The sequence below is a fragment of the Paenibacillus odorifer genome, from assembly GCF_000758725.1.
GTDB lineage: Bacteria > Bacillota > Bacilli > Paenibacillales > Paenibacillaceae > Paenibacillus_AQ > Paenibacillus_AQ odorifer.
This window is the reverse complement of the sequence record NZ_CP009428.1, coordinates 439,465-463,774: the sequence shown is the minus strand read 5'-3', so window position 1 is coordinate 463,774 and position 24,310 is coordinate 439,465. Positions and strand designations below refer to the sequence as shown.

Below are 24,310 nucleotides of genomic sequence, written 5' to 3'. Positions count from 1 at the left end.
TGACCGATTTGTTCAAGCTTTTATTAATCGAAGATGATACAACGCTGTTTAATGAGATCAAAGAGCGGCTTACGCAGTGGTCTTATGATGTATATGGCATTCAAGATTTCAACAATGTTACACAGGAATTCACGGAAATCAAACCTGATTTAGTGATAATTGATATCCAATTACCCAAATTCGATGGATTTCATTGGTGCAGAATGATTCGCTCTCACTCTAACCTGCCGATTATCTTCTTATCCTCCCGGGATCATCCGACAGATATGGTGATGTCCATGCAGCTGGGAGCCGATGATTATATCCAAAAGCCCTTCCATTTCGATGTACTCATTGCCAAGGTGCAAGCCATTCTCCGACGTGTGTACAATTACAATTCGGATAACATTGAACTCAAAACGTGGTGCGGAGCTACCGTCGATTATGAGCGGAATTCAGTGACCAACGACACGGGATCGATTGAGCTTACCAAAAATGAGATTTTCATATTGAAATTACTCATTGAGAAAAAGAATAAAATTGTCACCCGCGAGGAATTAATTAATAGCTTATGGGACGATAAGCGCTTTATTAGTGATAACACCCTCACCGTCAACGTAAATCGGCTGCGCAAAAAGCTGGACGAGCTTGAATTAGGGGCGTTTATTGAGACGAAGGTTGGACAAGGGTACGTAGCCATTGAAGAGGATTGTGTATGATAAAAAAGTACCTGCTCGAAAGACTCGGTTGGATTCTGCTCTTTCTCTTTGTACATCTATTTATGCTCTTTATCACCTTTATGGACCCGACCATCCCCCTGTCTTCAGTGCTCTATCTGGTCTCTTTATCAATGATTTTTTTCGTAATTTTTCTAGTCATTCGCTATCCTAAGGAAACCAGATTTTATAAAAGCTTAAATGAGCGGGACGATGATCTCGATCTGACAAGTATCGCTCTTGCCGAAAGTCCTTTTGAGAAAATCATCGAAGAGAGCATCACCAACCAAGTGAAACTGTTAAAGAGGACTGCTTCAGACAATCTAATGAACTTGGAGCAAGAGAAGGATGAGCTGTTATCCTGGATTCATGAAGTAAAGACTCCACTGACCGCAATGCATCTAATGATTGAACGTATAGAAGATGATGTTATGAAGAGGCACTTGACCTATGAGTGGCTGCGTATTCATCTGCTGCTGGATCAGCAGCTCCACCAAAGACGGATACCCTTTATTGAAAACGATCTGTATATGGAGCAAATCGATATAGAAACGCTTATTTTTAGTGAGATTAAGACGTTACAGTCTTGGTGTATTCAGAAGGGAATCGGCTTTGAGTTGCACTTAGAAGCTGCTGAAGTGCTTAGTGATGCTAAATGGCTGGCTTTTATCCTCAGACAACTACTAACCAACGCCGTAAAATATAGTGAAGCTTCTGATATTACAGTGAATAGCTACCAGCAAGCTGAACATATCGTTCTTGAGGTGAAGGATTCCGGGCGCGGGATAGATCCGAAGGACCTGCCGCGCATCTTCGATAGAGGGTTTACTTCCACTACTGTACATCGCGACAATGCAGCCACAGGCATGGGCTTATATTTAGCTCAGAAAGCAGCTCAATCCTTACTCATCAGCATCGGAGTTCAATCCAAGCTTGGAGCGGGATCAACATTTACTCTAACCTTCCCACTCAAAAATGAATTCGTTAAAATCTCAAGCATGTGACAACAATGTCACATGCTTTTATATTTTGTTCGGGCAATCGCAGGATAAGAACAATAAACTTTTTTATAATAAGGCTATACAAGAAGAAACGAAGGAGTGAATCATTATGGCAATTCTAGAAGCTACTAAAATTCATAAAAGCTATGGCAATAAATTAAACAAACAATCCGTGTTAAGCGGACTCGATATTCGTATAGAAGAAGGCGAATTCGTTGGCATCATGGGGCCTTCCGGTTCAGGTAAAACAACCCTACTCAACGTACTCTCGTCGATCGACAAAATCAGCAACGGATCTATTACCATTGAGGGCAATGAAATCTCCAATATGAAAGAGAAGCAGCTCGCGGAATTTCGCAAAAATCATTTAGGTTTTATTTTTCAAGAATATAATCTCTTGGACACACTGACGGTAAAGGAGAATATCCTGCTGCCACTATCCATTACCAATACACCCAAGAAAGCCGCCAATCAGAAATTCGAAAGTCTCGCAAAGGAATTGGGGATTTTGGAATTAAAAAATAAGTACCCCAATGAAATCTCTGGCGGTCAAAAACAACGTACCTCAGCAGCTCGTGCCTTCATTCATGATCCAAGTATTATTTTTGCTGATGAGCCTACCGGGGCGCTGGATTCTAAATCCGCTTCTGATTTATTAAATAAGCTAAGTGAACTCAATCAAAAACGAAAAGCAACCATCGTTATGGTTACACATGATCCAGTGGCTGCCAGTTATTGCAGTAGAGTTATTTTTATAAAAGATGGAAAAATCTATACGCAGCTAAATAAAGGAGAACAATCAAGACAAGTTTTCTTCAACGACATTATAAAAACACAGGGTGTATTAGGCGGTGTGCAGAATGAGCATTAATGTATTAATGATTCGAAATCTGCGAAAAAACATTCGAAATTACTACCTATACGTGTTTGCGCTAGTTTTTAGTGTGGCCTTATATTTCGCCTTTGTCACCTTGCAATATGATCCCTCGATGGATGAGCTGGAAAGCTCTATCAAAGGGGGCGCAGCAATCATGGCTGCCTCGATTTTACTAGTCGTAATTGTCTCTATTTTCCTGTTATATGCTAATACGATCTTCATCAAACGACGCGGTAAAGAAATTGGCTTATTTCAGTTAATTGGAATGACCAAAAATAAAATCTTCCGCATTCTTTCGGCAGAGAACTTTATTCTGTATTTCGGTTCCTTGGTCCTGGGGATATTGGTTGGCTTTTCTATCTCAAAATTAATCCTCATGATCTTATTTAAGATAATGGGGGTCGATGCTATAGCCTCCCTTCATTTCTCTATCGAAGCTTTGATTCAGACGTTAATCGTATTCTGTGTGATTTATCTTTTGATCATGCTGATGAATTATGGATTTATTAAAAGACAAAGTATTTTATCCTTGTTCCGGGTGACCTCAACAACAGAAGGTACAGTGAAAAAGTTATCCTTCTTTGAAATGATCATAGGGATTGTCGGAATTGGCCTAATCCTACTGGGCTATGTGCTCTCCTCTAAATTACTTACCGAAGACGTAACCTCAATGAATCAATTGGCTATATCCATGATTACTATTTTGGGATCCGTCATTATTGGGACCTATCTATTTTATAAAGGCTCGGTAAGTTTTATTTTTCATATCATTCGTAAGCGGAAAAACGGCTATCTGAACATTAGAGAGGTTCTATCTCTTTCCTCCATTATGTTTCGCATGAAATCCAATGCAGTATTATTAACCATCATTACAACGGTATCGGCACTAGCCCTGGGTTTATTATCCCTTAGCTACATTTCCTTTTACTCTGCCGAGAAAACTTCCAAGCAATATGTCCCAACGGATTTTGTATTCACGAATGCCCAAGAGGCTGAACAATTTACAAAGATCCTAACGGCAAATGATTTAGTATTTACAGAAAGAAGGACCCAAGTCCTTCAGGTCGATGTAGATGTTGAAGAGATTCTTGTTAAAAAACCGGACGGAGACAATATGTTTTCAAATATTATGACCCTGGCGGTCATAAGTGAAAATGCACTTGAAGACGTTGATCTAACTCCAGATAAAGCTTATTTCACGAAATCAAGCAGTACATTGGATAATTTTGTTACTATGAAAGATAAAGGTGCGATTGAACTCAAAGGGTTACATGAGGTTTTTCCGCAGGATTATAAAAGATTAGATATCGAAAGTCCCATTTCAGGGTATTACACAGGTGGTGGCTTACCGGTTGCGGTTGTAGACGAATCGATCTTTAAGCGCTTAAAGAAGGATTTAGATCCTGCCCTTCAAAGAGGATCCTCCCTTAATATCGGGATTGATATGAAAGTCCGGGCCAGCGTTGAACAGGCAAATGAACTTTTCAAGACCTTAAAATTTGATGAGAATAACAAACAAGACTCTCAATTAGAGTCGATAAAAGGTCAAAAACAAAATATGGGACTCATTATGTTTATCGTTGCTTTTCTGGGGTTAACCTTCTTGATTACCTCCGGATGTATTCTATACTTTAAACAAATGGATGAAAGTGAAAATGAAAAACCTAACTACACCATTCTGAGAAAGCTTGGATTCACGCAAGGTGATCTGCTCAGAGGTATACAGATGAAACAATTGTTCAACTTCGGTATTCCATTAGTCATAGGTCTGCTTCACAGCTACTTCGCCGTTAAATCCGGCTGGTTCTTATTCGGTACAGAGCTTTGGACACCGATGATTCTGGTGATGCTGTTATACACTGCTTTGTATTCGATCTTTGCAATATTGTCCGTCTTCTATTACAAAAAGGTGATTAAAGAGGCGCTTTAAAATAACGAAGGTGTTCCTAAAGCCATCATGGCTTAGGGACACCTTTGTTTGATTTGATATCATTTACAGGTAGGAGGCACCGGCATCTATCGGACACAGATGAACCTCTTTCTAAGCAATAGCGTCACTGGGGTCCGTAACGCTCAGAGGACCTGTGAAATCCCTCAGCTATTCACAACCCCCAACACAAATCCATCATAACCTTTGCTTCCCACCGTCTGAATGGCAGTAGCCGAAATTCTAGACTCTTCAGCCAACAGATCATAGAATTCCCGTACGCCTACTACACGAGCGTCTTCGCTATTCTCATTAATGACCTCACCTTCACGAATCACATTATCTCCAAGGATCACCGATCCGGGCTGGGAGAATTGCAGCGCCCACTTTAAATAGTTAGGATTATTCGGTTTATCGGCATCTATAAAAATAAAGTCGAAGGGTTCAACGCCCTCTTGTTTCATCTGAGACAGTTGCTCTAATGCATCCCCTACACGAAGCTCTACCAGATGATCCACCTCGGCAAGCGAAAGATTAGCTTTAGCTACCTGCGCATGAATGGGATCCAGCTCCAAAGTAACTATCTGTCCGTCAGACGGCAGGGCTCTTGCCATCCAAATCGTACTGTACCCGCCCAAGGTGCCAATCTCCAAAATCCGGCGTGCACCTTTCATTTGCACCAGTAGATTCAGGAATTTCCCCTGACTAGGCGAAACATCAAAGGGCGGCAGCCCTGCCTGTTGATTGGTGACCAACACTTCTTCCAACACAGAGTCCTGTGGAATCAGGCGCTCTGTAATATACTGATCGACTTTATCCCAAGTAGTCGTTTGATTCATATTTATCACTTCTCCTTTAGTATTTGTTCATGGTTGAAATCCGGAGACAAAGGCGATCGCTACGCTCCTACAGTTCCAAACCTCCTCTCCATTACTCCTTTCCCTAATCTCATTTTTCCAAGTTCATCTTTATATCTGTATTGTAAATCAGTTATAATCATAAATATAATATATCTTTAAGTATAATTTATACATTTAGTATATGAATCGAAGAATGGGAGTTTAACCATGAACCTACATGCCTTACGCTTATTCCATGTAATCGCATCGACAGGCAGTGTGACACGCGCTTCAGAAATTTTAAATATAAGTCAGCCTGCCATCACTGCGCAGATTAAGAAGTTCGAAAAAGAACTGTCCTTTACCCTATTTAAACCTCAAGGCAGAGGAATCGCTTTAACGGATGCTGGGGAAGAGCTTACTCTACTCGCCAAGCGACTGTTCGCCGTAGAACAACAAATTGAGCAATTCACTCAAGATTATGTTAACGGCACTAACGGAAGTATCCGTCTAGCCGCAACGTATTTGCCTGCTCACTTTCTCATTCCTACCTGGATTGCAAAGTTTAAGCAACAATATGAACAAGTGGAGATGATGATCACCACTACCAACTCAAGTGATGCCCTCAAGCAGCTGTTAAATGTAGACGTGGATATAGCTATTTATGGAGGAATCGCCGAGGCTTATCCAGATACAATCCAGACAGAAGAGTTATTTCAGGACGAGTTATGGTTTGTAGTCGCACCCGATCATCGTTATGCCAATCAGCAAGTTTCTCTATCCGAAATGATGAAGGAACCCTTTGTTATGCGTGAAGAAGGAAGTTCAACGCGGGAGCGATTATTATCTTTATGCCGCACATACAACACACCCGCTCCTATCATCTCTTTGCAATTTAATGGACTACATGAAGCCATCAAAGCCGTTATCGCCGGATATGGCGCAAACTTCGTTTCTTCATTAGTCGTACGCAAATATGTAGAGCGTGGAGAATTGTGCCGAGTATATGTAGAAGGAATCCATCTGAAGAATACCATTGCGATCTGTACACGTAAAAATGAGCCCTTATCAGCAGCCGCAGTGAATTTAATTGAGATGATTCGTCACAATCCTTATACGATATAGCGGAATGATCGCTCATACCCAACAAAAGAGGCCTTCCCTTTCGGGAAAGCCTCAAAGTTTCTTTTTTACACCGTCCGATCCAATTTAACTTCAAACGCACCTCCAGTTACATAATCCATGTACCTAGTATTTCCATCGAAATCCAAATAAGCTTGATAGCGGGTACGAATAGCCGCTGCAGAAATCAGATCCAGCACCTTCTCCTTGGCTACCCACATCACTTCAGATGTTTCCTCCGAAGTACTTAATTCTCCACCCACAGGCTTGCAGATAAAGTCTAACATCACCTTGGTAGGAACATCCGTCTCACCGTCATACCATTTATGCATACCTGTATTCGAATACACGCCAATCAATTGAGAAACAACGACATCGATTCCACTTTCCTCTTTAATCTCGCGAATTAGTGCATCTATTAGGTTTTCTCCAACTTCCACTTGTCCTCCAGGAAATACCCACCCACCATGATGTGTTTTTACTAAAAGAATATCTCCCTCTTCATTTATTGCAATTCCACCCACCGCTACAATATGTGTTGGCCAAGCCATAGATAGCACCTCTTTTTTTAGAAGAGTCTAGCAATTTATCGATAATCTGTAAACGATATTTTTCTATTCCATAACGCTTTAAAAGCTTCGCACTGTTCTATTAAATCATCAAACTTCCCTTCCCCAACAATTGACCCTTGATCCACTACCAATATCTTATCAACGTCTTTTATAAAATTAAGCCTGTGGGCCACAATGATGATAGTTTTGTCCTTAAATTCATTCAAAATCGTCTCCATAAGACTCTGCTCAGTGATATTATCAAGCGCTGACACAGGCTCATCCAGAATTAGAATATTTCTTTTTTGGGCAATGATTCTGGCAAAGGCTAATCGCTGTCTTTCGCCTCCTGATATTTTTAGACCTTTTTCGCCCACCAAAGTATCTAAGCGATCCGGCAAATGGCTTACTTTTTCCTGCAAATGAACTTTTTCCAAAATCTCATATAGCTCTTCATCGGACAGAGTATCCTCATCGAATACAATATTATCTCTTATCGTAGCATCGAAAATCGGCGTGTCTTGGGATAGATAGGAAATATGATCATAGTAGCTATTCAAACGAATCTCATCGATATCCTTACCGTCCAGTAAGAGTTCACCTTCGCCCTTTTTTAATAACCCCACAATCAATTTAATCAGCGTAGATTTCCCGCCTCCACTTAATCCGACAATAGCAACGGAAGTTCCTCGCGCAAGCGAAAATGACAGGTTATTCAGAATCTGCACATTCCCATAAGTAAAGGACACCTCCCTAAAGTCAATATTACCTTGGAGCTCAGTGATGGCTTCTCCGGATTCCAAGTTCTTATCTTCTGGGGCAGCAATAAATTCCTCGAATCTTCTGTAAGTCACTTTATTCAGTCTGTAATCTACAAATAAAACATTGAAGATGGCAATTGGGGTATAAATTTTATCGATGAACATAAACAATGCGACCACAATACCAAGTGAGGTCTCGCCTGCGACAATGCTTTTCACACCATAAATCAGGACAACAACTTTAATGATCGTGACAAATAACTCGAATATAGTAAAAAAAGCTTCATGGATCATTTTTAGCTGAGCATTTTTATGAATGATAGTGCGTGCGGTCTGGCTTAATTTCTCGATCTCTTTCTCATATCTCTTGTTGGTTCTAAAGACGACCAATTCCATAAACCCGCGGATAGAGAATCTGGACATCTTTTCTTGCTCTTGGAGAATGGTTGCCTTCATGGCATACAGAAATTTCAACAGCAGATTTGTTATCAGAAAGACGACCACGTAGCCAGCTGCAATCACTAACATGATCCTTAGATCGTAGAAGCTGATAAAGACTAGACTGAATAGAAGAGTAGGTAATAGCTCATGTAGTGTTTTGAGAAAAAAAGAAAAAATAATACTGTTTCCAGCCGCTGCCCCGTTCTCGATCACCTTAATCATTTGCCCTGTCCCCATATCCTGATACGCTTGATAATCCATTTTTGATATTTTGGACAGTGCAATGATCTTTAACCTCTCCGTGATGCTGTTCGATAAAAACACACTCGGGTATTCGTCTATATAATTCAGGATCGCCACCCCAGCCAGCAGAGCCCCATACACCATAATTAATGTTGCTATTTCATCAAAACTGTTGATTACCGTGGCCTTATCTAATATTTTTTGAAAGACAACAACACCTAAACTACTTAACAGCTGAATGGCAAAACCCAATAAAATATAACCACCTACCCAACACTTTAGGTGAGCTAGACTCTTTTTTAACATATCGTTTATCCCCTCTTTTAATTGAATGCAAAAAAGCCAGGCACCCCTATCTCACTGTAAAAAACCATCCACAAATAAACGGTTCTCTAAGTTAAATAGGTTAAGTGCCTGGCTCTACAAAAACAGCTGCCTATGGCACCGTACAAAGCTCTAGTTAGTTGTAATCAAAAGGGTAGACTCCCCCCTTGATAGCTGGTACGCGTTTCACCCAGCCCGATAACTAGTTCCTTGTAACGGTACGGAAAGACATCCATTTCACCTCAATTAAAAGAATTGTTCCTATTATAATTCTGTAAGCCTTTTTATTCAAGAATTACGTTTAACGATACGTAGTCCGGCCACTTGGCCAACCTTATGTCCTTCATGAGAAGCAAACTTGATCCTAACCGCTGATTTGCCGCTCGTGATCGGTTGCGGGAGTTCATAGCGAATCGTCTCCAGCTTATTCATCTCCTCAGACTCAAGAGTGCCTACACCAAGTTGCTCCCCATCCGCCAAAATATCGAATGCTAGCGAAGTATCGTTCGACTTCAGATACGTGACCACCAGATCCACTTGCTCATCCGGCAAAACTTCCATCGTGAAGGAGAACCAGCCATTGATCCAGCTGTCCCGATACTTGCGATTGTGGATTTTGCCTAAGCCTACAAATTCACCTGTGAAATTATGATCGCGTTCAGGCTGCATTTCAGCAGGTTGTACCGAATCGACAGTTAACTGCTCAAGCAGCAAGTTATTCTCCACGGCTTCGCGATATTCAGCCTCTGCCAGCTTCCACTCTTCCGGTGTGAACAAATCCCAATACACGGAATAACGATGATCATGCATAGGGTAGAACGGACGAAGCTCATGATCCCCTGTATACCCTAAACCTTTCATCCGGAACACATTTTTGCTCACATTAGATTGGATGAGGTTGTCCGTCAGTGTGTCCCGATCTCCGATTAATACGGAAGCAAGGGCGCGATCGCTATTGGCCTCTGCATTTATAGGCCCAAAATCACCTGCGAGCACAAGTGGCCCGTAAAGGAAGGCAACTCGGTTGGGATTATCCGGCATCGTCTCGATTCTCACCGACATCGGAATATCGTATTCGACAACGTCTCCATCCTGCCACTCTCTATCCAAAGTAAAGTAGTTAGATTTGCCTACATTTACTTGAACATCTTCACCATTTACGCTAACACTCATCCCTTGCTCAGCCCAGTAAGGATGTCTTAGCTTTAATGTGAATTTCGTTGGCTGTGCTGCACTGATCCGCAGTACACCTTGTCCCTCTGCCGGGAACTTGGTCTCTTGCTGCAAGCTAATGCCTTGCTCTTTCCAAGCCACTGTAGAAGGTACGTACTGATTGACATAAAGCTCATCTGCACTATGGAAGTATATCGCCGAGCCATACATAGAATGGCTTTCCATTCCCGAGCCTACACAACACGTAAAGCTTTCGAACTGCGAATTAAATGATTTATGTCCACCCATCTCGAGAGATACAAAGTAACATACCCGGCCATCTACCGGCTCCTGAGAGGCTAAGATGTGGTTATACATCGCACGTTCGTAGTAATCCGCATACGCTGCATACGCATCCCATTGGAACATATGCTTGGTCAGCTTCAGCATGTTGTACGTGTTGCATGTCTCACAGGAGCCTTCGCCCAATCGGTCATTTAACTTATCCGGTTCACCAAAATGCTCATTATAGCTGTTGCCGCCGATCACATAAGAATGATGATTCACGACCCGATCCCAGAAGAAGCGGGAAATACCTGCATAATGCTCCTGCCCTGTTACCTCATATTGTCTAGCAGCTCCGATGATTTTTGGAATCTGTGTATTAGCATGTCTTCCAGCTAGGGTATCTTTTTCTATAGCAAGATCATTAAGCACTTCCCCATGATAAAAGCTTTCCGCTAACGCGAGGAAACGCTCTTCCCCGGAATCCTCTGCCAAATCCGTCAGCGCTTCATTCATGCCGCCAAACTCACAACGCAGCACCTCTTGGATCTGATCTTTACTCAGCCCTGCAAAAATATCCTCAAGCCACAGGCCCAGCTTCGTTTCAATAACGAGCGCCTTCTGATTGCCGGCCAGTCGATAAGCATCGCGAAGACCTGCAAACAGCTTATGCATCGTGTAAAGTGGCACCCAACCTCCGTTGAGGTCAAAGCCCTGTGAGCGAATGTCGCCTGCCTTCACTTCCTCAAATAACTCCTTGCCACGAGGAATGCCGGAAATAAAGCCATTGCCATGCGCATCCTGACATTGCTCTAATTCATCTACTACATAATTCACGCGTTGTAGCAGCTCTTCATTTCCCGTAGAGGCATACATTAACGCACATCCAGAAATATAATGGCCTAACGTATGGCCGCTAATGCCCTGAGATTCCCAGCCCTCGTAGTGAGCAGCCTTAGGCTCTAAGCCAGCATATTCGCGAAAACGCGACAGAAGCCGATCTGCCTCAAGCTTGAGTAAATAATCAGTATTTAACTCCATCGCATGGAGAAGTGGACCTGAATCAATTCGTACGTTCTGTAGATCAAAAGCTTGCGTCTTCAATGAAATCGCTCCCTCGCAATCTTGTCAGGGTTAGATGACAAGTGTATATTTGTATCCATAAGATAACACCGGAACGTTGATTTGTCGGTAGATCAGTCGTACAAATAGTGGACAAACCCGACTTATTGATTGCTAGGAGGACCGCATGAGCTATTTAAAAATAAATGCAGATGTACCTGTTCATTTTACAGCGGCAGGTGAATTTATCTCAGAAACACCATGGAAGCATGTGGAGCGTGTTATGGGGAACTACGAACTAATCATTGGCGTGAACGAAACAGTATATTTGAGTGAGGAAAACAAACAATTTGAAGTAGGCCCTGACGAAGCTCTTCTGCTCATGCCTAATCGCACACATGTCGGCTATAGAGAGTCACGACCCGGGGTTAAGTTTTATTGGTTTCATTTCGAACTGACAAACGAGGGGCTATTGCTGAGTGAGGAGGAAATGAAGCCTGAGGCAGAAGAAATCTTTTCGCGCACACAGCGCTTATGGTCCGTACATGATCTATATCTGCCCCAAATCATAAAAATCGAACATAGTGACCGGATTCATATTCTGGCGAATCAAATCCTTCATGTGGCCAATTCGGGGTATTTAACCTATTCCAGCGTTAATTATTTGCTGACCTCGCTTTTAATTGAGCTATCTGAGCATGCACTTCAGCCGTTCGCCAGTAAGCTGATCCGCGCACAGCAAGATGTCACCTTCGTCAAAATAGCTGAGTGGACAAGGATACATGCAAGCGAACCGCTTACCGTGGCCATCATCGCGGATAAATTCAATTACAACAAGGACTATTTAGCTCGGCTATTTAAACAGCATACCTCCATGGGGCCATTGGAATATATCCATTCAGCACGTGTGACTAAAGCGAAGGAGCTACTAACCAGAACCGCATTAAGCGTGAGGGAAATCGCGACAGAGACGGGGTTCACCGACGATAAATATTTCATGCGCCTCTTCCGAAAATACGAAAACATGACGCCCACCCAATATCGTAACGCTTATCATAAGACGTTTATGAATAATGACTGAAGTAAAGCCACCCCTAAATATGGAGTGGCTTCTTGTTTGGGTATTGTCTATTGGATAGAATGAACTTCACACCAATTACGTAGGAATTGCAGATTAGTATTGAAGTAATGATCGTTTTGCCACCCACAACTCCAAACCTGTGCGTTCCCTGTGTGCAGACCCATCAACCATATCTCCCGGATAGCAACAAATATAGGGATTGCCTTTAGATCGTTCTCAGATAATACTTTATGCTTTTGGTATGACTCCAGGAAAACAGTCCATTGTTCATTGTCAAAATGCTCTCGTTCTTTCCCTCTAACCCTTGACCACAAAAACACGGAAACATCATAGGCCCTCCAGCCAAAACCTCCGCAATCAAAGTCGAAATGAGTCAGGGTATCCTCGTAGAAATGTACGTTCGCTCCATGAAGATCACCATGACATGCCCCCCAATCCAGCTCTGATGAGATTTCAGCTATGCTATTTGCCAATACTTCCGACAAAGATTCTAGATAATCGATATCCTCTTGCCTGTGGGATAAAGGCTTGCGAATCGATTGAAGCGGTTCTTTAAGCAGATGATCCAGATTAAGCGTAAATCTTTGCTGCCCACATTCGAAATCATCCATAGCCAGATGCATCTTAGCCACTTGTTCACCGTATAATTCACAGCTAGTTTTTTCATCGGAATAATTGCCTTTTGCAAAAGTAAACAGTACTGCGTAACGTGTTCCTTCAGGAGCCTCCAGCTCAATTAGGTAACCACCATCCCTGCTGATTACCGGAGCCGATACAGGGATATTCTTCTTATTTAAGTGATTCAATACCTCCACTTCAAAATCAATCTCATGTTTATTTCGCCAATGAGCTTTATAGATCCTAAGAATGTATTTATCAATAGAGGTCTTTAGTAAATAGGTATCATTAAGTCCGTTCTCATAAAAACTACACTCCAAAACATCCCCGATTTCATAAAGATCATTAATTACGGGTACTAAGGCATGGGAAGAAATAACGGAATGATACACCGGTAGTTTCAGCATATAAATCACCCTTCAACGTTAATTGCTACTCACTATTTATTTTCACGTTTGGCCCGTATAAAGGCGAGGGATTTATTAAATATAGCTAAACTTTCCGCATCGTTAATTTAATTGCTCTATAATGCTCTGCTTCGATATTGTTCGTCTAACAAACTGAACCATACCAGTCTGGACAAGTAAAATAACCAAGAAATACAGGAAAATAGCACTCCAAGGGAATTGGTATTGAATGTAGGAAAGCCCCCCCATATTCCCCGCACTCTTACTTATCATGTATCCCATTAGATTGCCCGTAACAAGAGCCATCGTAAAGCTTCCGACAACTAAAAATCCTGTTTCATAGGTTAACATAGCCATTAATTGTTTTCGGCCCATTCCTATGGCTTGCATAAGGCCTAGCTCCCCTTTTCTTGCAGAAATAGTGGTGATTATGGTGTTCAAGAGATTGATCATACTGAATACTGCTATAAAAACCATAAAACTATACACTGAAATAGTGATAGTTCTAAAAGCAATTCTATTGGATTCCACAACTTCGGAAAAAGACAATAATTTGAGTGTATCCTCATTGAGAATCATACCCTCTAACTCACTCTTTATTAACTCTTCATTCGCTTTATCCATAGTAATAACTTCGTAGCTCTTATTGCTATTAAAAGGGGCTGTAGTTTGCATTACTTTGGGTGGAAGATAAAATGAAGTTCCTGAATTCTTATCCGGAATATCTCCAATGATCTCAAAATCATGTTTGGCCTTCTCCTGATCATTAGCAATTATGAATGAAATATGATCACCGACAGCGTAATGAGCCCCGTAATAATCTAAGTCACTACTGGCGCTGTTCAAGAGAATGTAGGATGCATCCGATGAATCAACATCCGGGATCTTCCCCTCAGCCAAATGACTACTCCATCTTTCGTTGTTTAACGTAGGGATATTCTCAATACTGACTATCGCGGCCCCGTCATCCGTTTTTATTCCTTCGATAGCAGCTTCAATATACTGATGTTCGATTACGTCCTCAACTTCATTTATAGCTAGGATTTTATTTTTTAAAGAAGTAGATAGTTGCCCTTCCGTCTGAAGATCACTTAATGAGGTTGTTTCAGAATACAAATCATTATTAATTTGAATATCAAACTGACCATGATTTGGAAAATATTTCTCTGCTTTTGAGATTGGGTCGACCGAGTTTAACAATGTCCCCAAGGAAACAAATAGCGTTCCGCTTAAAAAAAGAGACAGCAAAGTTAACACCGTCTTTTTCCTGCTTCTTGATAAGTTCAATGCAGCTAAAGAAAATGGTGTTAGTCTTTTAGAGTTTCTTTTCTCCTTTTTTGTATTAACATCGGCATCTACATGTCTAATCGCTGTTATAGGGGAGATTCTTGATGCGAATTTAGATGGTGCGTTTAATGAAGCTCTAACTGTTACTTTGGTGAGCAAACCTGCTAAAAAAGCAAGTGAAAAACTTGGAGCTGCATTCCAGTGAAAGCCACTTAAAATCCAGCTCATTAAACATCCAAAGATAACTCCAATAGGGATATATTTTCTTGAAAGATTTTTCCCTTCATATAGAACAAGCTGTTTTATCTGCTTTTTTGTTGCACCGATTGCTCTAAGTTGTCCGTATTGTTTAATTCGCTTAGTAATTGAAATATAAAAGATATTGTAGATGACAAGCCAACAAGCCAGTACGATAATCAGCATGATAGACAGGATGGTTATCACAGTGCTTCCTGACAGATTATTACTATCCACATTCACATTATTGATCTGAATATTTCTCTCAGGGATACCCATTCGCTGCCCTATTTCTTTGATTTTTGACTTCAGTTCCTCGTTGGAATAACTGCTGCTATTGTTGATGCTAATTGCCGCGGAGTAATCTTCTTTGGAAAGAAACGGATCCGCCTCAACGAACGCGCTTGATACCAGAGCATTGTAACCGATTCGATTCTCGTTACCTGATGCGGTTGTTTGCAGAATTCCAGTAATCACAAATTGGCTGGTTTGAAATTCTTTGCTGGCATTGTTTCTAAATTGCAAAGAAATAGAATCGCCAAGCCCCAGGCTTCGATCATCGGATAACTGAAAGTCTTTTTCTATTGCAATTTCATTTTCTTTTGTAGGAAATTTCCCCAGAACGATATTGGCATTTGATAAATCCATCATGGCTGGATCCGTGTAGAGAATGGACAATAAACGTTCTTCTTTTTTCTCTCTGCCTATTTCCTTATAGAGTCCGATTTTATTAATTTCCTCTATTTCTTTCAATCGTGAGATTTCATTGTTATTGAGGTTATAGAATAAAGCTTGGAAATTCGACTCATTTTGTAGGTTAGTAAAAGAATTATAACCAAAGGTCATTACAACAGTTAATAAAAATGCAGCTAAAGCCATTACACTCCCTACAAAATAATTTTTGGTTTTTTCCGCTTTTAAATTCGCTTTTGCAATTCTTATCATTACTGTTTTATTCTGTATGGACATTGATACATCATCCTCCTATCGTGTAACGAATATTCCTCCCTTTACATCAACAAGTGAATACTTTCACTATTTATTCTATAGATAATATTCTCCAACAAAGATCAATCACCCTTTAAATAGATGATATATACTATATTTACTATTCATATAATATATGGATACAACACAAAAAGACTTCCCCCTCTGGAGCGCTTGAGTATCTCCAAGTTAGTGGAAGTCTTTTTATGCTCAATATGCCTTGTGTAGCAAACATTTAGATTAATAAATTACGCCTCGGCACTTCTATCCTGAAGCGCACCGACCAACGGATTCCACCGCCAGCGCGGAGTCAATCCTTGCAGATGTACACCTCCAAACCACTCATCGCTGTCATTCTTCTGCACCCAGTCTTCGTTTCCAGCTATTACACTCTTACCTAGCTCTGTTAATACAAGCTCACAGACTTTAAATTGTATTACTGAATCGTTATAAACAGGGAACTCATTGCATCCATGGGTTTGTAGCAAAGGGTACGGGCCTTGTACCAGCTTTCTTAGGATATGCCAATATTGCAAGTCGCCCATTCCTAAGATATGAAGCTGATCACCCACATTTTTGAACAGCTCATAGGGTGATTTTATTCCCTCATGGATCATCTCCAGCGTGATTTGTTCTACGATGCCAAGTCCGTTTGTAGTAGAAGGAAAGCGTGATAAATGCGCCCGGAAGGCGTCATGTGCAAAGGGTAAAGCCGACGTATCTGTAGTTAATCGTTGTGACAGCAATTCTGGATTCGGTGATACATAGGCTTCCCAGAGTGCTTGACCTGCTTCTAGTTCTTTGGCTCCGATTAGCTTCCATGTGCCTGATAATGTTTCCATCTGCTCTATAGAAAGTTGTCCAAGTCCTCGAAATAACTTTATTCCCGGATACTCTCCAATGCATAGTAAGCTTAGCTTGGTGGTTAACATTTTCTGCTTCGAGAACCAATGGAGTAAATAACTGAGCATCGTCTGATCGAAAAGATCATGCTCGAACCATAACACCACTTCTTCATATTTATGAAAATCAGCTAAAATCTTCTCTTGCCTCTCACTATTTTCAATAAATTCCCTCTGCGGAATTCCCATCGTTTGTTCCAAATATTGCGCTCGAACTGCACGGTTATCTCCATCGGCAGGATCCAAAAATACGGGCCCATGCGAATATACCTCTCTCCACACCAGTACATCACCTTTAACGATTCCTTGCCGCAACTTCTCTCCCACTACAACTCCATTTACAATGTGAAGCACATCTTTTCCCCCTTCGTACAAATGGTTGAATACGGAAAGAACATCTGCCACAGGCAATGCACCTTTCAGTTTGCGGCGGGCATCAAAAAGTCGCTTCTTCAATATCGAAACCGAAGTCCCCAGAAAGTCAGCAATCTCTTGTAGTGAGTAGCCTTGAAAATAATATAATTGAACAGCAATTCGCATATTGGACGTTAATGCAGCTATAGACTCGTGAACCAGCCGCTGGGTTTCCTTTTTCTCAATAATATCTGCTATAGAAAATGAAGATTCTGTCGCTTGCGCAGCTTCATCGTAGGGTAATGCAGGATGCTGCTTTCTTCGCAAGATGCGATAACATTGCCGCACCACAATAGCTTTAAACCAGCCCGGGAATGCCTCTACTGCTCGTAATTTATTCAAATGCAAAAAGGCTTCTGTGAAAGCTTCCTGCACAGCATCTTCCGCTAATTGATAGTCACGCAGCTTTTCGAACGCAACTGCATTGGCCATCGGTGTAAAGTGCCTAACAATCTGTTCAAAAGCTTGTCGGTCTCCTTGTTTAGCCTCTTCGATATACTGAAGCATTTTCTCCCCCGCTCCCTTCTTCCGTATTATATACAAGTGCCAATGAAGTTCCTAAAGGTTACGGATGGGATTGAAAAGTTAGACGTTATTTATTTTTTCCTATTACATCCTTTGCAACCTCTAGAGCTGAAGAGGCTCGCGGCCAACCTACATAAAAAGAAAGGTGGGTGATAGCCTCCACGATTTCTTCAAGTTGTAAGCCGTTCTCTAAAGCCAAGCGCAGATGATAGGGGAGTTGTTCCGTCATGCCCCCCATCACCAAGGCAGAAATCGTAATCATGCTACGATCCCGAAGTGATAATTGCTCACGTCTCCATAAGTCCCCAAACAACACATTTTCCGAGTATTCGACGAATGCCGGAGCGAACTCGCCTAACGATTCCCGTACATTTGTGGCGATTTTCTGATGCGCCATATTACGCCTCCCTAACCGGAGGTTGTAGCATTTGAGCAACACCGTTACCAAACGACCAATCTTCGAATTCCGTATCGACGAGCACAATGAATATATCTTCTTTTCTGATGTTTAGCGTCATCGATAATTCCTCGGCTAGCCTCGCGTAAAAGCTTTTCTTCTGTTCCGTTGATCTTCCGGATTTTAGCGTAACTTGGATATATATCAGTCCGTCGCTTCGTTCAATATTTAAATAATCTTTACTATAAAAATATTCCCCCGCTTTATGCGCATGAAAAACCTGAAACATATCATCCTCCGGTACATGGAAATGCTGAATTAACGCGCTCATAATCGCTCTGCATATTCCTTCTAGCTGATGAATGTCGTATTGTTGCTCCAGATAACTGACTCTAATGAAAGGCATTTTAATTCACTCCTTCTTTGGAATTCTTTTATTGTACTCTCAGTATTTTGATTTATATAATTGAATAAGATAATAATCTTAATCAATTATACCGATAGAGGTGACAATCGATGGATCTAAAAGAACTGATGGCTTTTAAGACCATTCTTCAAGAAGGCACTTTCTCACGCGCTGCCGAGAAGTTGAATTATGCGCAGTCTACCATTACCAACCAAATTCAACGACTTGAAAAAGAACTGGGCATACAACTCTTTCACAGAGGCTGGGAAGTAGAACTGACAAGTGCTGGGCAAGTTTTTGCAGGGGAAATCGATAACCTTATTCAACATTGGAACTATGTATCAGAACTCACCAAGGCTTTACAGCATGACGAAATTGGCACACTTCATATCGGAGGCATTGAATCCATGATGGAATCCGTCCTACCGAACGCCTTGCGAAAGTTTCAGGAGCAAAAACCAAAGATGGCATGTAACTTCATTCAGGGTAACACTGATTCCCTCTCACAGCTTGTCCTCCAAAGTGAGCTGGATTTCGCCATCTGCGGTGAGCCGTCCGACCTGTCTTTCTTTTATTTCGAACCGCTCTATCACGAGAAAATCGCTTTTATAGTAGATGAAAATCATCCTTTAAGCGGACGAGACGATATTTCATTTCGAGAAATTCTTGAATATCCAATTATAGCTGGAGGGCGCACTTGCTTATATTACCTTCGGTTAGCTAAGCAATTTTCGAGATTCGAATCAAAGCCCACTTTATCCACCATAAGCCAAATTTCTGCTATTCCTCATTTTGTAAGAAAGAACCCTGGGGTAGGGGTAGTGCTTGATTCGACAGCTTTAATGACAGATATCGTAAAAATAGATGTTGCACTAAGCGAACCGTTCATACAAGTAGGTATATTGCAGCGGCGCAACCGAGAATATCTAGCAACATCATCTAAAAAACTAATCCTAAAAATCATAAAAGAAGAAATTGAGAGGATTAGTAACGCTAATCCTACGCTCCACATTTGAACCTCAAGCTAGTTCCATATATGATAGCTTTATCATCGTTATCAGGGGAGGATTCATAGAAGTGGCAGTATTAATCAATGAACAAATCAGAGCATCCGAAGTAGTCCTTACAGGACTTAGGGGTGAGAAGCTGGGTATCGTCTCCCGGGAAGAGGCGCTGGCCATGGCCAGATCAGCAGGTGCTGATCTGGTATGCACCTCGCTAATGAGCAGCCCACCGCCCTGCAGCCTAACTGCAAAAGGCAAAGCAAAAGCGGCCGCGCAGAAAGAAGCAGCCTCAGCACGCAAGGCCAGTGGGGGTTCAGCTGCAAAGGGCGGCAGCAAGGAGAAGGTCAAAGAACTCCGCTTTACTGCTCATATTGAAGAGCACGACTACGATACTAAGCTCCGTCAGGCTGATAAGCATCTCCGCTCCGGCAAGCCGGTGCAATTAGTCGTGAAGGCATCCGGCGCCAAAGAAGCGGCTGCCTCCAAGGCCGTATTGGAGCGACTAGTGACTGACTTGAAGGACGTTGGAACGAAGGAAACGGGCATACAGACAGGCGGCAAAGGTTCACAGGTGAAATTAAATCCACGGTGAAGAGTGGAATTTCAGATAGAGTAGGCTCAAAACTAAAATGAGTCGACCATTTCATGAAAAGCTGCTGCTATCTGCCAATGTAGCTTTATTGCGAGCAGAATTCAGAATTGCGTTCGGACACCACAGCCCTTATTCGTAACTATTTCGCTGTTCTGGGATGCTAACGGACTTCAGAGACTTTATATCACTAAAATAGCACGATATTCCCTCCATTTATGGAAAATAAGATCTCTCGAGTCCACAACTTCCTCCAAAAGGCTTAAAATGTACAAATAGCTGCATCTAAGTCCGTTAGTACAATAGCAAGTGGAAATCAGGAACTGGGCAAGGGGCACGATTCTTATATGCAAGCAAAAATGCCTTCGATGTCCCTAAAGAACGGTAAGCGCTTATGCGAGAAATAGAAGGTAATGTATCGTGCCGAACTTATACGTTCTTGTTGTATTTAAAAAAAAGGCCATCCTCTGCGGGATGGCCTTTCACTTCATAGACAATATCCTAGCTCGCTCTTAATCAGTCACCTTAAACATGATTACCCATTAATCCCCTTGGGCGATAGTTCATACCCCAATGGTGAAGCATATAATTCAACCAGACCGATAGATGCCATGCGTTTTCCCAATGCCGCTGCTGCTTCCTGATGCCCGAATTCCGTTAGATTATCTATGGAATAGTCCGGATCACCATGACGAATCAGAAATATTTGCATAACAATACCCTTCTCCCCTCAAATCCAGCCTTTTTCTTCCGCCAGCCGTACCGCCTCAATCCGGCTTTTCACTTCCAGCTTGTTGAGTATTTCAGAGATGTAATTGCGGACAGTGCCGTAAGACAGATGCAGCGAAAAGGCTATCTCGCTCGCGGTTTGCCCTTCTCCAGCCAGTTTTAAAATCTCTCGCTCCCGTGCTGTTAATGGATTCTCCTCCCGCAAACTGCCAAAGACTAACTCCGGAGATACCTCCCGATGTCCAGCCATGACACGACGAATAGATTCAGCTAGCTTATCTACAGGCTCGTCCTTCAACAAATACCCTTGAATACCAGCCTTTACTCCACGCTCAAAATATCCCGGACGGGCAAAGGTAGTCAAAATAATAATACGGGTCGGACAACCCTTACTCCGCAATATTTCTGCAACCTCCAGCCCGCTCTTGAACGGCATTTCAATGTCCATGAGACAGACATCCGGCTGAAGCTTGTCGATTAAAGCTAACGCCTCCGCCCCATCACAAGCTTCTCCGACTACTTCGATATCGTCTTCAAGATCCAGCAAAGAAGCCATCGCTCCCCGAAGCAGACGTTGATCCTCCGCTATAACAATGCTTATCATGCAGTCTCACCCCCTTGTGCATCTTTTACGATTAGCGGGATGGCAACGATCAGCTTAGCTCCCTGACCCTCAGCTGAGCTTAGCGACAGGGAGCCATCAATCAGGGATAGGCGCTCCGCCATCCCCTTCATGCCATTTCCATCGCTAAGCCCGCCGTTCCCTTTCTCCCCGTGCTGTAGGCCAATGCCGTTATCTTTAACGGTAATTCGCACTTCTCCAGCCAGCTTTGCCACTCCTATGAAGCATTTATCCGCTCTGCTATGCTTCACGATATTAGTCACCGCTTCTTTGATACAGAGGCTGAGGATATTTTGCGTCAGGTCGGATACCCCCTCCAGAGAGATATCCCCTTCCACTTCTAAGGCGATCTCTGCCGTCCGCAGCATCTCTCCAGCTTCAGCCAGTTCCTCTGCTACTGAGACCGCACGCATTTCCGACACTAGCTCACGCACTTGACGGAGCGCAGCCCGTGAAGTGCGCTGGATTTCCCGCGCTTCCTCTTGGGCTCGCTCCGTATTTTTCGTCACCAGCTTCTCTACGAGTTGGCTCTTTAACGTAATCAAGGACAAGGTATGGCCAAGGGTATCATGCAGGTCACGGGCGATTCGCATTCGTTCCTCACGCTTCACCAGCTCTTTAATTACCTCATTCGCTTGATCCAGCTCTTTCTCCAGCTTCTGATTCCGATTCATGGACCTCACTCCGAACGGACTAATCAACATAATAACAATAAACGGAGCTAAAAATATCACACTTCCCCACTCCATCCCACGACCCACTAAGACCAGCACCGAAAGGATCATGATCACAAAAGAAGTAAATGCAATTTTGAAACCTTTATTCTCCGTATAATATGCGATAAAATTTGCGGTGAAAAAGCCCATGTACAGATTATAGGGGGTATAGAACACACTAAGCACCACGATGATCAACATTTGAATAATTAACCAAACATTAAACACTCCACCCCGCACCCAATACAGCTGGCGATAGCTGAGGGCAAATACCGCTATCATAATCCCGCCCAGAATGAGCTTCATTCCAGTCTCCCCGCGCAAATTCAGGATGGGCAAAACCAGATAAACAGCCCATACAAAAGGGAAAAAACCCTGTTTTTGTGGAAATAACCGGAACTTCGCACGCTCAGCCATTCATTCACACCGCTTCCTGTTTTTTTCGAATATAGACCGATAGTAACATAAAAACTACCAAATATCCGAGCAAAATCAAGACATTACTCCACGTCGGAGCTGATCCACGAACGATCTCCCAGGCTCCATTCCCATAGTTATAGGAAGGCAACCAATGACCAATCCGCTGCATTAATCGTGGAAGAATCTCAATCGGCATCCACATGCCCCCTGCTACAGCAAGAGCCATATAAATCACGTTGCTGACTCCACTGGCTGTATCCACCCGTTTCATAGCACCTACAAGCGTACCAATCGCTAAAAATGGTAGAGAACCGATCAGGATCCACAGCCCGCTAAGCACCCATTGACCCGCGGATAAAGAGACGCCATTGATTAAATAGCCTGCGATAAAAATACAAATGACCGAAAACAGATGCATCATCGTCTGTCCGAACATTTTTCCGAAAAAATAGATCGAACCCGGCAGCGGTGTAATCCGAATAAAGGTGGTCCAGCCTTGTGTTCGCTCTTGCACCAACCGGATGCCAAGCGTCATAATGGCTGAGCCCATTACACTGAAGGTCGCCATAGACATTAAATAATGAGCACGCCACGTTAGGTCATCGCTGCCTGTATTGACCACCCGGGTGAAGATGAAATAGAACATGATGGGCATGAGCAAAGACCAGAACACATAATAGGGATTACGGATGATCCGCAGCATTTCTGCTTTACACTGTACAGTAATTAGTCTCATGGTTAGACAGCCTCCTCTTGGTTCATGGTCAATTGTTCAAAAGCCTCATCCAAACGTCCCTGATCAATTCGAACATCCTTCACGGGAAGTCCAGCCACAAAAATCGCTTTAAGCGCTTCATCTGTATCCTCTGTGGTCACATGAATGCGGCCATCTTTTTCATAACAATCCTCTATAGCAGCTAGTTCTAGCAGGTTTCTGCGCAATTGCGAGCGATCACCCACAGGCAGGAAGGACACGGAACGCTTCACAATCCGCGATTTAATCTCATCTGGACTTCCGTCCGCAACTAAGTGGCCTTTACTGAATAACAGAATACGATCCGCGATATCTTCTGCTTCCTGCAAATAATGGGTCGTGAACACAATCGTTTTTCCTTGCTCCGCAAGTCCACGAACCGTTTCCCAGAACCGCCGCCGGGAAGTAATATCAAGTCCGACTGTAGGTTCATCGAAAAAGATCAGCTCCGGATTACCCGCGAGGGCTAGCGCAAAACCCAAACTACGCTTTTGACCGCCCGAGAGCTTCTCGGCGTATCTATTCAAATCGGCTGGCGCAAGTCCAGTAGCCTTAATTAGAAACTCCATATCCATAGACTTTGGATAATAGCTGCGGATCAGATCAATGATCTCCCGCACCTTTAGCCGATCCATTACACTTACTTCCTGCAGCATCGCTCCAGTCTTTTCACGTACTGCTTTATCCTTCGGATGACGCCCGAACAACTCCACTGTACCCTCGGTAGGCTCTATTAGCCCCAGCAGCATGCCTAATGCCGTTGTTTTACCCGCTCCGTTCGGTCCTAGAATAGCTGTAATCGAACCTTTAGCAATGTTAAAGGTGATATTATCTACGGCCTTTTTATCCTTATATATTTTGCTGACCCCGTGCATTTCTATAATATTATCCATAACGTAATCCCTCCGCTTCCGAATGCGTTTGATCTATTTCAA

General features: G+C 42.6%; 22 protein-coding genes. 8 read left to right on the top strand and 14 right to left on the bottom strand.

The genetic code is table 11. The features are described from left to right. Positions 1-8: 8 nt before the first annotated feature. From PODO_RS02020 to PODO_RS02005, 4 genes are all read left to right on the top strand, one after another. Positions 9-698 (top strand): response regulator transcription factor, encoded by a 690-nt coding sequence (locus tag PODO_RS02020; protein ID WP_038568427.1) that lies wholly within the window; start codon positions 9-11, stop codon positions 696-698. After that, positions 695-1,699, top strand: a complete 1,005-nt coding sequence (locus PODO_RS02015) for a sensor histidine kinase (RefSeq protein WP_038568424.1) — start codon at positions 695-697, stop codon at positions 1,697-1,699. Before PODO_RS02020 ends, PODO_RS02015 begins: the two co-directional genes overlap by 4 nt. Before the next feature lie 106 nt (positions 1,700-1,805). Further along, a complete protein-coding gene (locus PODO_RS02010; RefSeq protein ID WP_038568421.1) occupies positions 1,806-2,567 on the top strand; it encodes an ABC transporter ATP-binding protein in 762 nt (253 codons plus the stop codon). Beyond that, positions 2,557-4,503, top strand: coding sequence for an FtsX-like permease family protein (locus PODO_RS02005; protein WP_038568418.1), 1,947 nt, complete (start codon positions 2,557-2,559; stop codon positions 4,501-4,503). The genes PODO_RS02010 and PODO_RS02005 overlap by 11 nt, the downstream gene beginning before the upstream one ends. A 164-nt stretch (positions 4,504-4,667) precedes the next feature. Here the strand turns inward: PODO_RS02005 and PODO_RS02000 are convergent, their stop codons facing one another. Then, the gene (locus tag PODO_RS02000; RefSeq protein WP_038568415.1) at positions 4,668-5,339 is read right to left on the bottom strand and encodes an O-methyltransferase; all 672 of its coding nucleotides are present in this window, start codon (positions 5,337-5,339) and stop codon (positions 4,668-4,670) included. A 228-nt stretch (positions 5,340-5,567) separates the two neighbouring features. Between PODO_RS02000 and PODO_RS01995 the strand changes: the two genes are divergently transcribed. After that, on the top strand, positions 5,568-6,464 hold the full coding sequence (locus tag PODO_RS01995) for a LysR family transcriptional regulator (RefSeq protein ID WP_036682727.1): 897 nt from the start codon (positions 5,568-5,570) through the stop codon (positions 6,462-6,464). Positions 6,465-6,529: 65 nt separating this feature from the next. On the opposite strand, the gene PODO_RS01990 is transcribed toward PODO_RS01995, so the two are convergent. The 3 genes from PODO_RS01990 to PODO_RS01980 form a co-directional block, all read right to left on the bottom strand. Then, a complete protein-coding gene (locus PODO_RS01990; protein ID WP_038568410.1) occupies positions 6,530-7,012 on the bottom strand; it encodes an NUDIX hydrolase in 483 nt (160 codons plus the stop codon). A gap of 35 nt (positions 7,013-7,047) precedes the next feature. Further along, complete coding sequence (locus tag PODO_RS01985) at positions 7,048-8,763, bottom strand: ABC transporter ATP-binding protein (protein ID WP_038568408.1); 1,716 nt, start codon at positions 8,761-8,763, stop codon at positions 7,048-7,050. A 306-nt stretch (positions 8,764-9,069) separates the two neighbouring features. Beyond that, entirely contained in the window at positions 9,070-11,322 is a 2,253-nt protein-coding gene (locus tag PODO_RS01980; protein WP_038568405.1) for a glycoside hydrolase family 127 protein, read from the bottom strand. Between the two features lie 145 nt (positions 11,323-11,467). On the opposite strand from PODO_RS01980, the gene PODO_RS01975 reads away from it, so the two are divergent. Continuing rightward, positions 11,468-12,361 (top strand): helix-turn-helix transcriptional regulator, encoded by an 894-nt coding sequence (locus PODO_RS01975; protein ID WP_036682739.1) that lies wholly within the window; start codon positions 11,468-11,470, stop codon positions 12,359-12,361. Positions 12,362-12,408: 47 nt separating this feature from the next. Here the strand turns inward: PODO_RS01975 and PODO_RS01970 are convergent, their stop codons facing one another. The 5 genes from PODO_RS01970 to PODO_RS01950 all read right to left on the bottom strand — a co-directional run bounded on the left by PODO_RS01970 (position 12,409) and on the right by PODO_RS01950 (position 18,541). Next, positions 12,409-13,386 (bottom strand): phosphotransferase, encoded by a 978-nt coding sequence (locus PODO_RS01970; RefSeq protein WP_038568402.1) that lies wholly within the window; start codon positions 13,384-13,386, stop codon positions 12,409-12,411. 102 nt (positions 13,387-13,488) lie between these two features. Then, a complete protein-coding gene (locus PODO_RS01965) occupies positions 13,489-15,879 on the bottom strand; it encodes an ABC transporter permease (RefSeq protein WP_038568399.1) in 2,391 nt (796 codons plus the stop codon). Between the two features lie 266 nt (positions 15,880-16,145). After that, positions 16,146-17,720, bottom strand: coding sequence for a sigma-70 family RNA polymerase sigma factor (locus PODO_RS01960; protein ID WP_038568396.1), 1,575 nt, complete (start codon positions 17,718-17,720; stop codon positions 16,146-16,148). Between the two features lie 85 nt (positions 17,721-17,805). Next, positions 17,806-18,135 carry a carboxymuconolactone decarboxylase family protein gene (locus PODO_RS01955; RefSeq protein ID WP_036682746.1) on the bottom strand — a complete coding sequence of 110 codons (330 nt, stop codon included), beginning with the start codon at positions 18,133-18,135 and terminating at the stop codon, positions 17,806-17,808. A gap of 1 nt (position 18,136) precedes the next feature. After that, the gene (locus PODO_RS01950) at positions 18,137-18,541 is read right to left on the bottom strand and encodes a tautomerase family protein (RefSeq protein WP_038568393.1); all 405 of its coding nucleotides are present in this window, start codon (positions 18,539-18,541) and stop codon (positions 18,137-18,139) included. 110 nt (positions 18,542-18,651) lie between these two features. On the opposite strand from PODO_RS01950, the gene PODO_RS01945 reads away from it, so the two are divergent. After that, positions 18,652-19,557: a LysR family transcriptional regulator gene (locus tag PODO_RS01945; RefSeq protein ID WP_038568390.1), complete on the top strand. Its 906-nt coding sequence runs from the start codon at positions 18,652-18,654 to the stop codon at positions 19,555-19,557. A 61-nt stretch (positions 19,558-19,618) separates the two neighbouring features. After that, on the top strand, positions 19,619-20,137 hold the full coding sequence (gene infC / locus PODO_RS01940) for a translation initiation factor IF-3 (protein ID WP_038568388.1): 519 nt from the start codon (positions 19,619-19,621) through the stop codon (positions 20,135-20,137). Between the two features lie 532 nt (positions 20,138-20,669). Here infC and PODO_RS30845 read toward each other — a convergent pair. From PODO_RS30845 to PODO_RS01920, 5 genes are read right to left on the bottom strand one after another with little or no spacing between them, the layout of a single operon-like run. Next, positions 20,670-20,846 carry a histidine phosphatase family protein gene (locus PODO_RS30845; RefSeq protein ID WP_143758693.1) on the bottom strand — a complete coding sequence of 59 codons (177 nt, stop codon included), beginning with the start codon at positions 20,844-20,846 and terminating at the stop codon, positions 20,670-20,672. Positions 20,847-20,864: 18 nt separating this feature from the next. Further along, a complete protein-coding gene (locus tag PODO_RS01935) occupies positions 20,865-21,467 on the bottom strand; it encodes a response regulator transcription factor (RefSeq protein ID WP_036682756.1) in 603 nt (200 codons plus the stop codon). After that, complete coding sequence (locus PODO_RS01930; protein WP_038568385.1) at positions 21,464-22,618, bottom strand: sensor histidine kinase; 1,155 nt, start codon at positions 22,616-22,618, stop codon at positions 21,464-21,466. The genes PODO_RS01935 and PODO_RS01930 overlap by 4 nt, the downstream gene beginning before the upstream one ends. A gap of 4 nt (positions 22,619-22,622) precedes the next feature. Then, complete coding sequence (locus PODO_RS01925; RefSeq protein WP_036682760.1) at positions 22,623-23,357, bottom strand: ABC transporter permease; 735 nt, start codon at positions 23,355-23,357, stop codon at positions 22,623-22,625. Positions 23,358-23,359: 2 nt separating this feature from the next. Beyond that, positions 23,360-24,268 carry an ABC transporter ATP-binding protein gene (locus PODO_RS01920; protein ID WP_038568382.1) on the bottom strand — a complete coding sequence of 303 codons (909 nt, stop codon included), beginning with the start codon at positions 24,266-24,268 and terminating at the stop codon, positions 23,360-23,362. Between the last annotated feature and the right edge of the window lie 42 nt (positions 24,269-24,310).

Bases quoted from the DNA above. Each gene is read 5' to 3' on its own strand.
- PODO_RS01930 (WP_038568385.1), bottom strand. From the start codon at position 22,618: ATGGCTGAGCGTGCGAAGTTCCGGTTATTTCCACAAAAACAGGGTTTT.
- PODO_RS01975 (WP_036682739.1), top strand. From the start codon at position 11,468: ATGAGCTATTTAAAAATAAATGCAGATGTACCTGTTCATTTTACAGCG.
- PODO_RS01960 (WP_038568396.1), bottom strand. From the start codon at position 17,720: ATGCTTCAGTATATCGAAGAGGCTAAACAAGGAGACCGACAAGCTTTT.
- PODO_RS02000 (WP_038568415.1), bottom strand. From the start codon at position 5,339: ATGAATCAAACGACTACTTGGGATAAAGTCGATCAGTATATTACAGAG.
- PODO_RS01920 (WP_038568382.1), bottom strand. From the start codon at position 24,268: ATGGATAATATTATAGAAATGCACGGGGTCAGCAAAATATATAAGGAT.
- PODO_RS01935 (WP_036682756.1), bottom strand. From the start codon at position 21,467: ATGATAAGCATTGTTATAGCGGAGGATCAACGTCTGCTTCGGGGAGCG.
- PODO_RS01970 (WP_038568402.1), bottom strand. From the start codon at position 13,386: ATGCTGAAACTACCGGTGTATCATTCCGTTATTTCTTCCCATGCCTTA.
- PODO_RS02010 (WP_038568421.1), top strand. From the start codon at position 1,806: ATGGCAATTCTAGAAGCTACTAAAATTCATAAAAGCTATGGCAATAAA.
- PODO_RS01985 (WP_038568408.1), bottom strand. From the start codon at position 8,763: ATGTTAAAAAAGAGTCTAGCTCACCTAAAGTGTTGGGTAGGTGGTTAT.
- PODO_RS01950 (WP_038568393.1), bottom strand. From the start codon at position 18,541: ATGCCTTTCATTAGAGTCAGTTATCTGGAGCAACAATACGACATTCAT.
- PODO_RS02005 (WP_038568418.1), top strand. From the start codon at position 2,557: ATGAGCATTAATGTATTAATGATTCGAAATCTGCGAAAAAACATTCGA.
- PODO_RS02015 (WP_038568424.1), top strand. From the start codon at position 695: ATGATAAAAAAGTACCTGCTCGAAAGACTCGGTTGGATTCTGCTCTTT.
- PODO_RS01945 (WP_038568390.1), top strand. From the start codon at position 18,652: ATGGATCTAAAAGAACTGATGGCTTTTAAGACCATTCTTCAAGAAGGC.
- PODO_RS01990 (WP_038568410.1), bottom strand. From the start codon at position 7,012: ATGGCTTGGCCAACACATATTGTAGCGGTGGGTGGAATTGCAATAAAT.
- PODO_RS01955 (WP_036682746.1), bottom strand. From the start codon at position 18,135: ATGGCGCATCAGAAAATCGCCACAAATGTACGGGAATCGTTAGGCGAG.
- PODO_RS01965 (WP_038568399.1), bottom strand. From the start codon at position 15,879: ATGTCCATACAGAATAAAACAGTAATGATAAGAATTGCAAAAGCGAAT.
- PODO_RS01925 (WP_036682760.1), bottom strand. From the start codon at position 23,357: ATGAGACTAATTACTGTACAGTGTAAAGCAGAAATGCTGCGGATCATC.
- PODO_RS30845 (WP_143758693.1), bottom strand. From the start codon at position 20,846: ATGCAAATATTTCTGATTCGTCATGGTGATCCGGACTATTCCATAGAT.
- PODO_RS01995 (WP_036682727.1), top strand. From the start codon at position 5,568: ATGAACCTACATGCCTTACGCTTATTCCATGTAATCGCATCGACAGGC.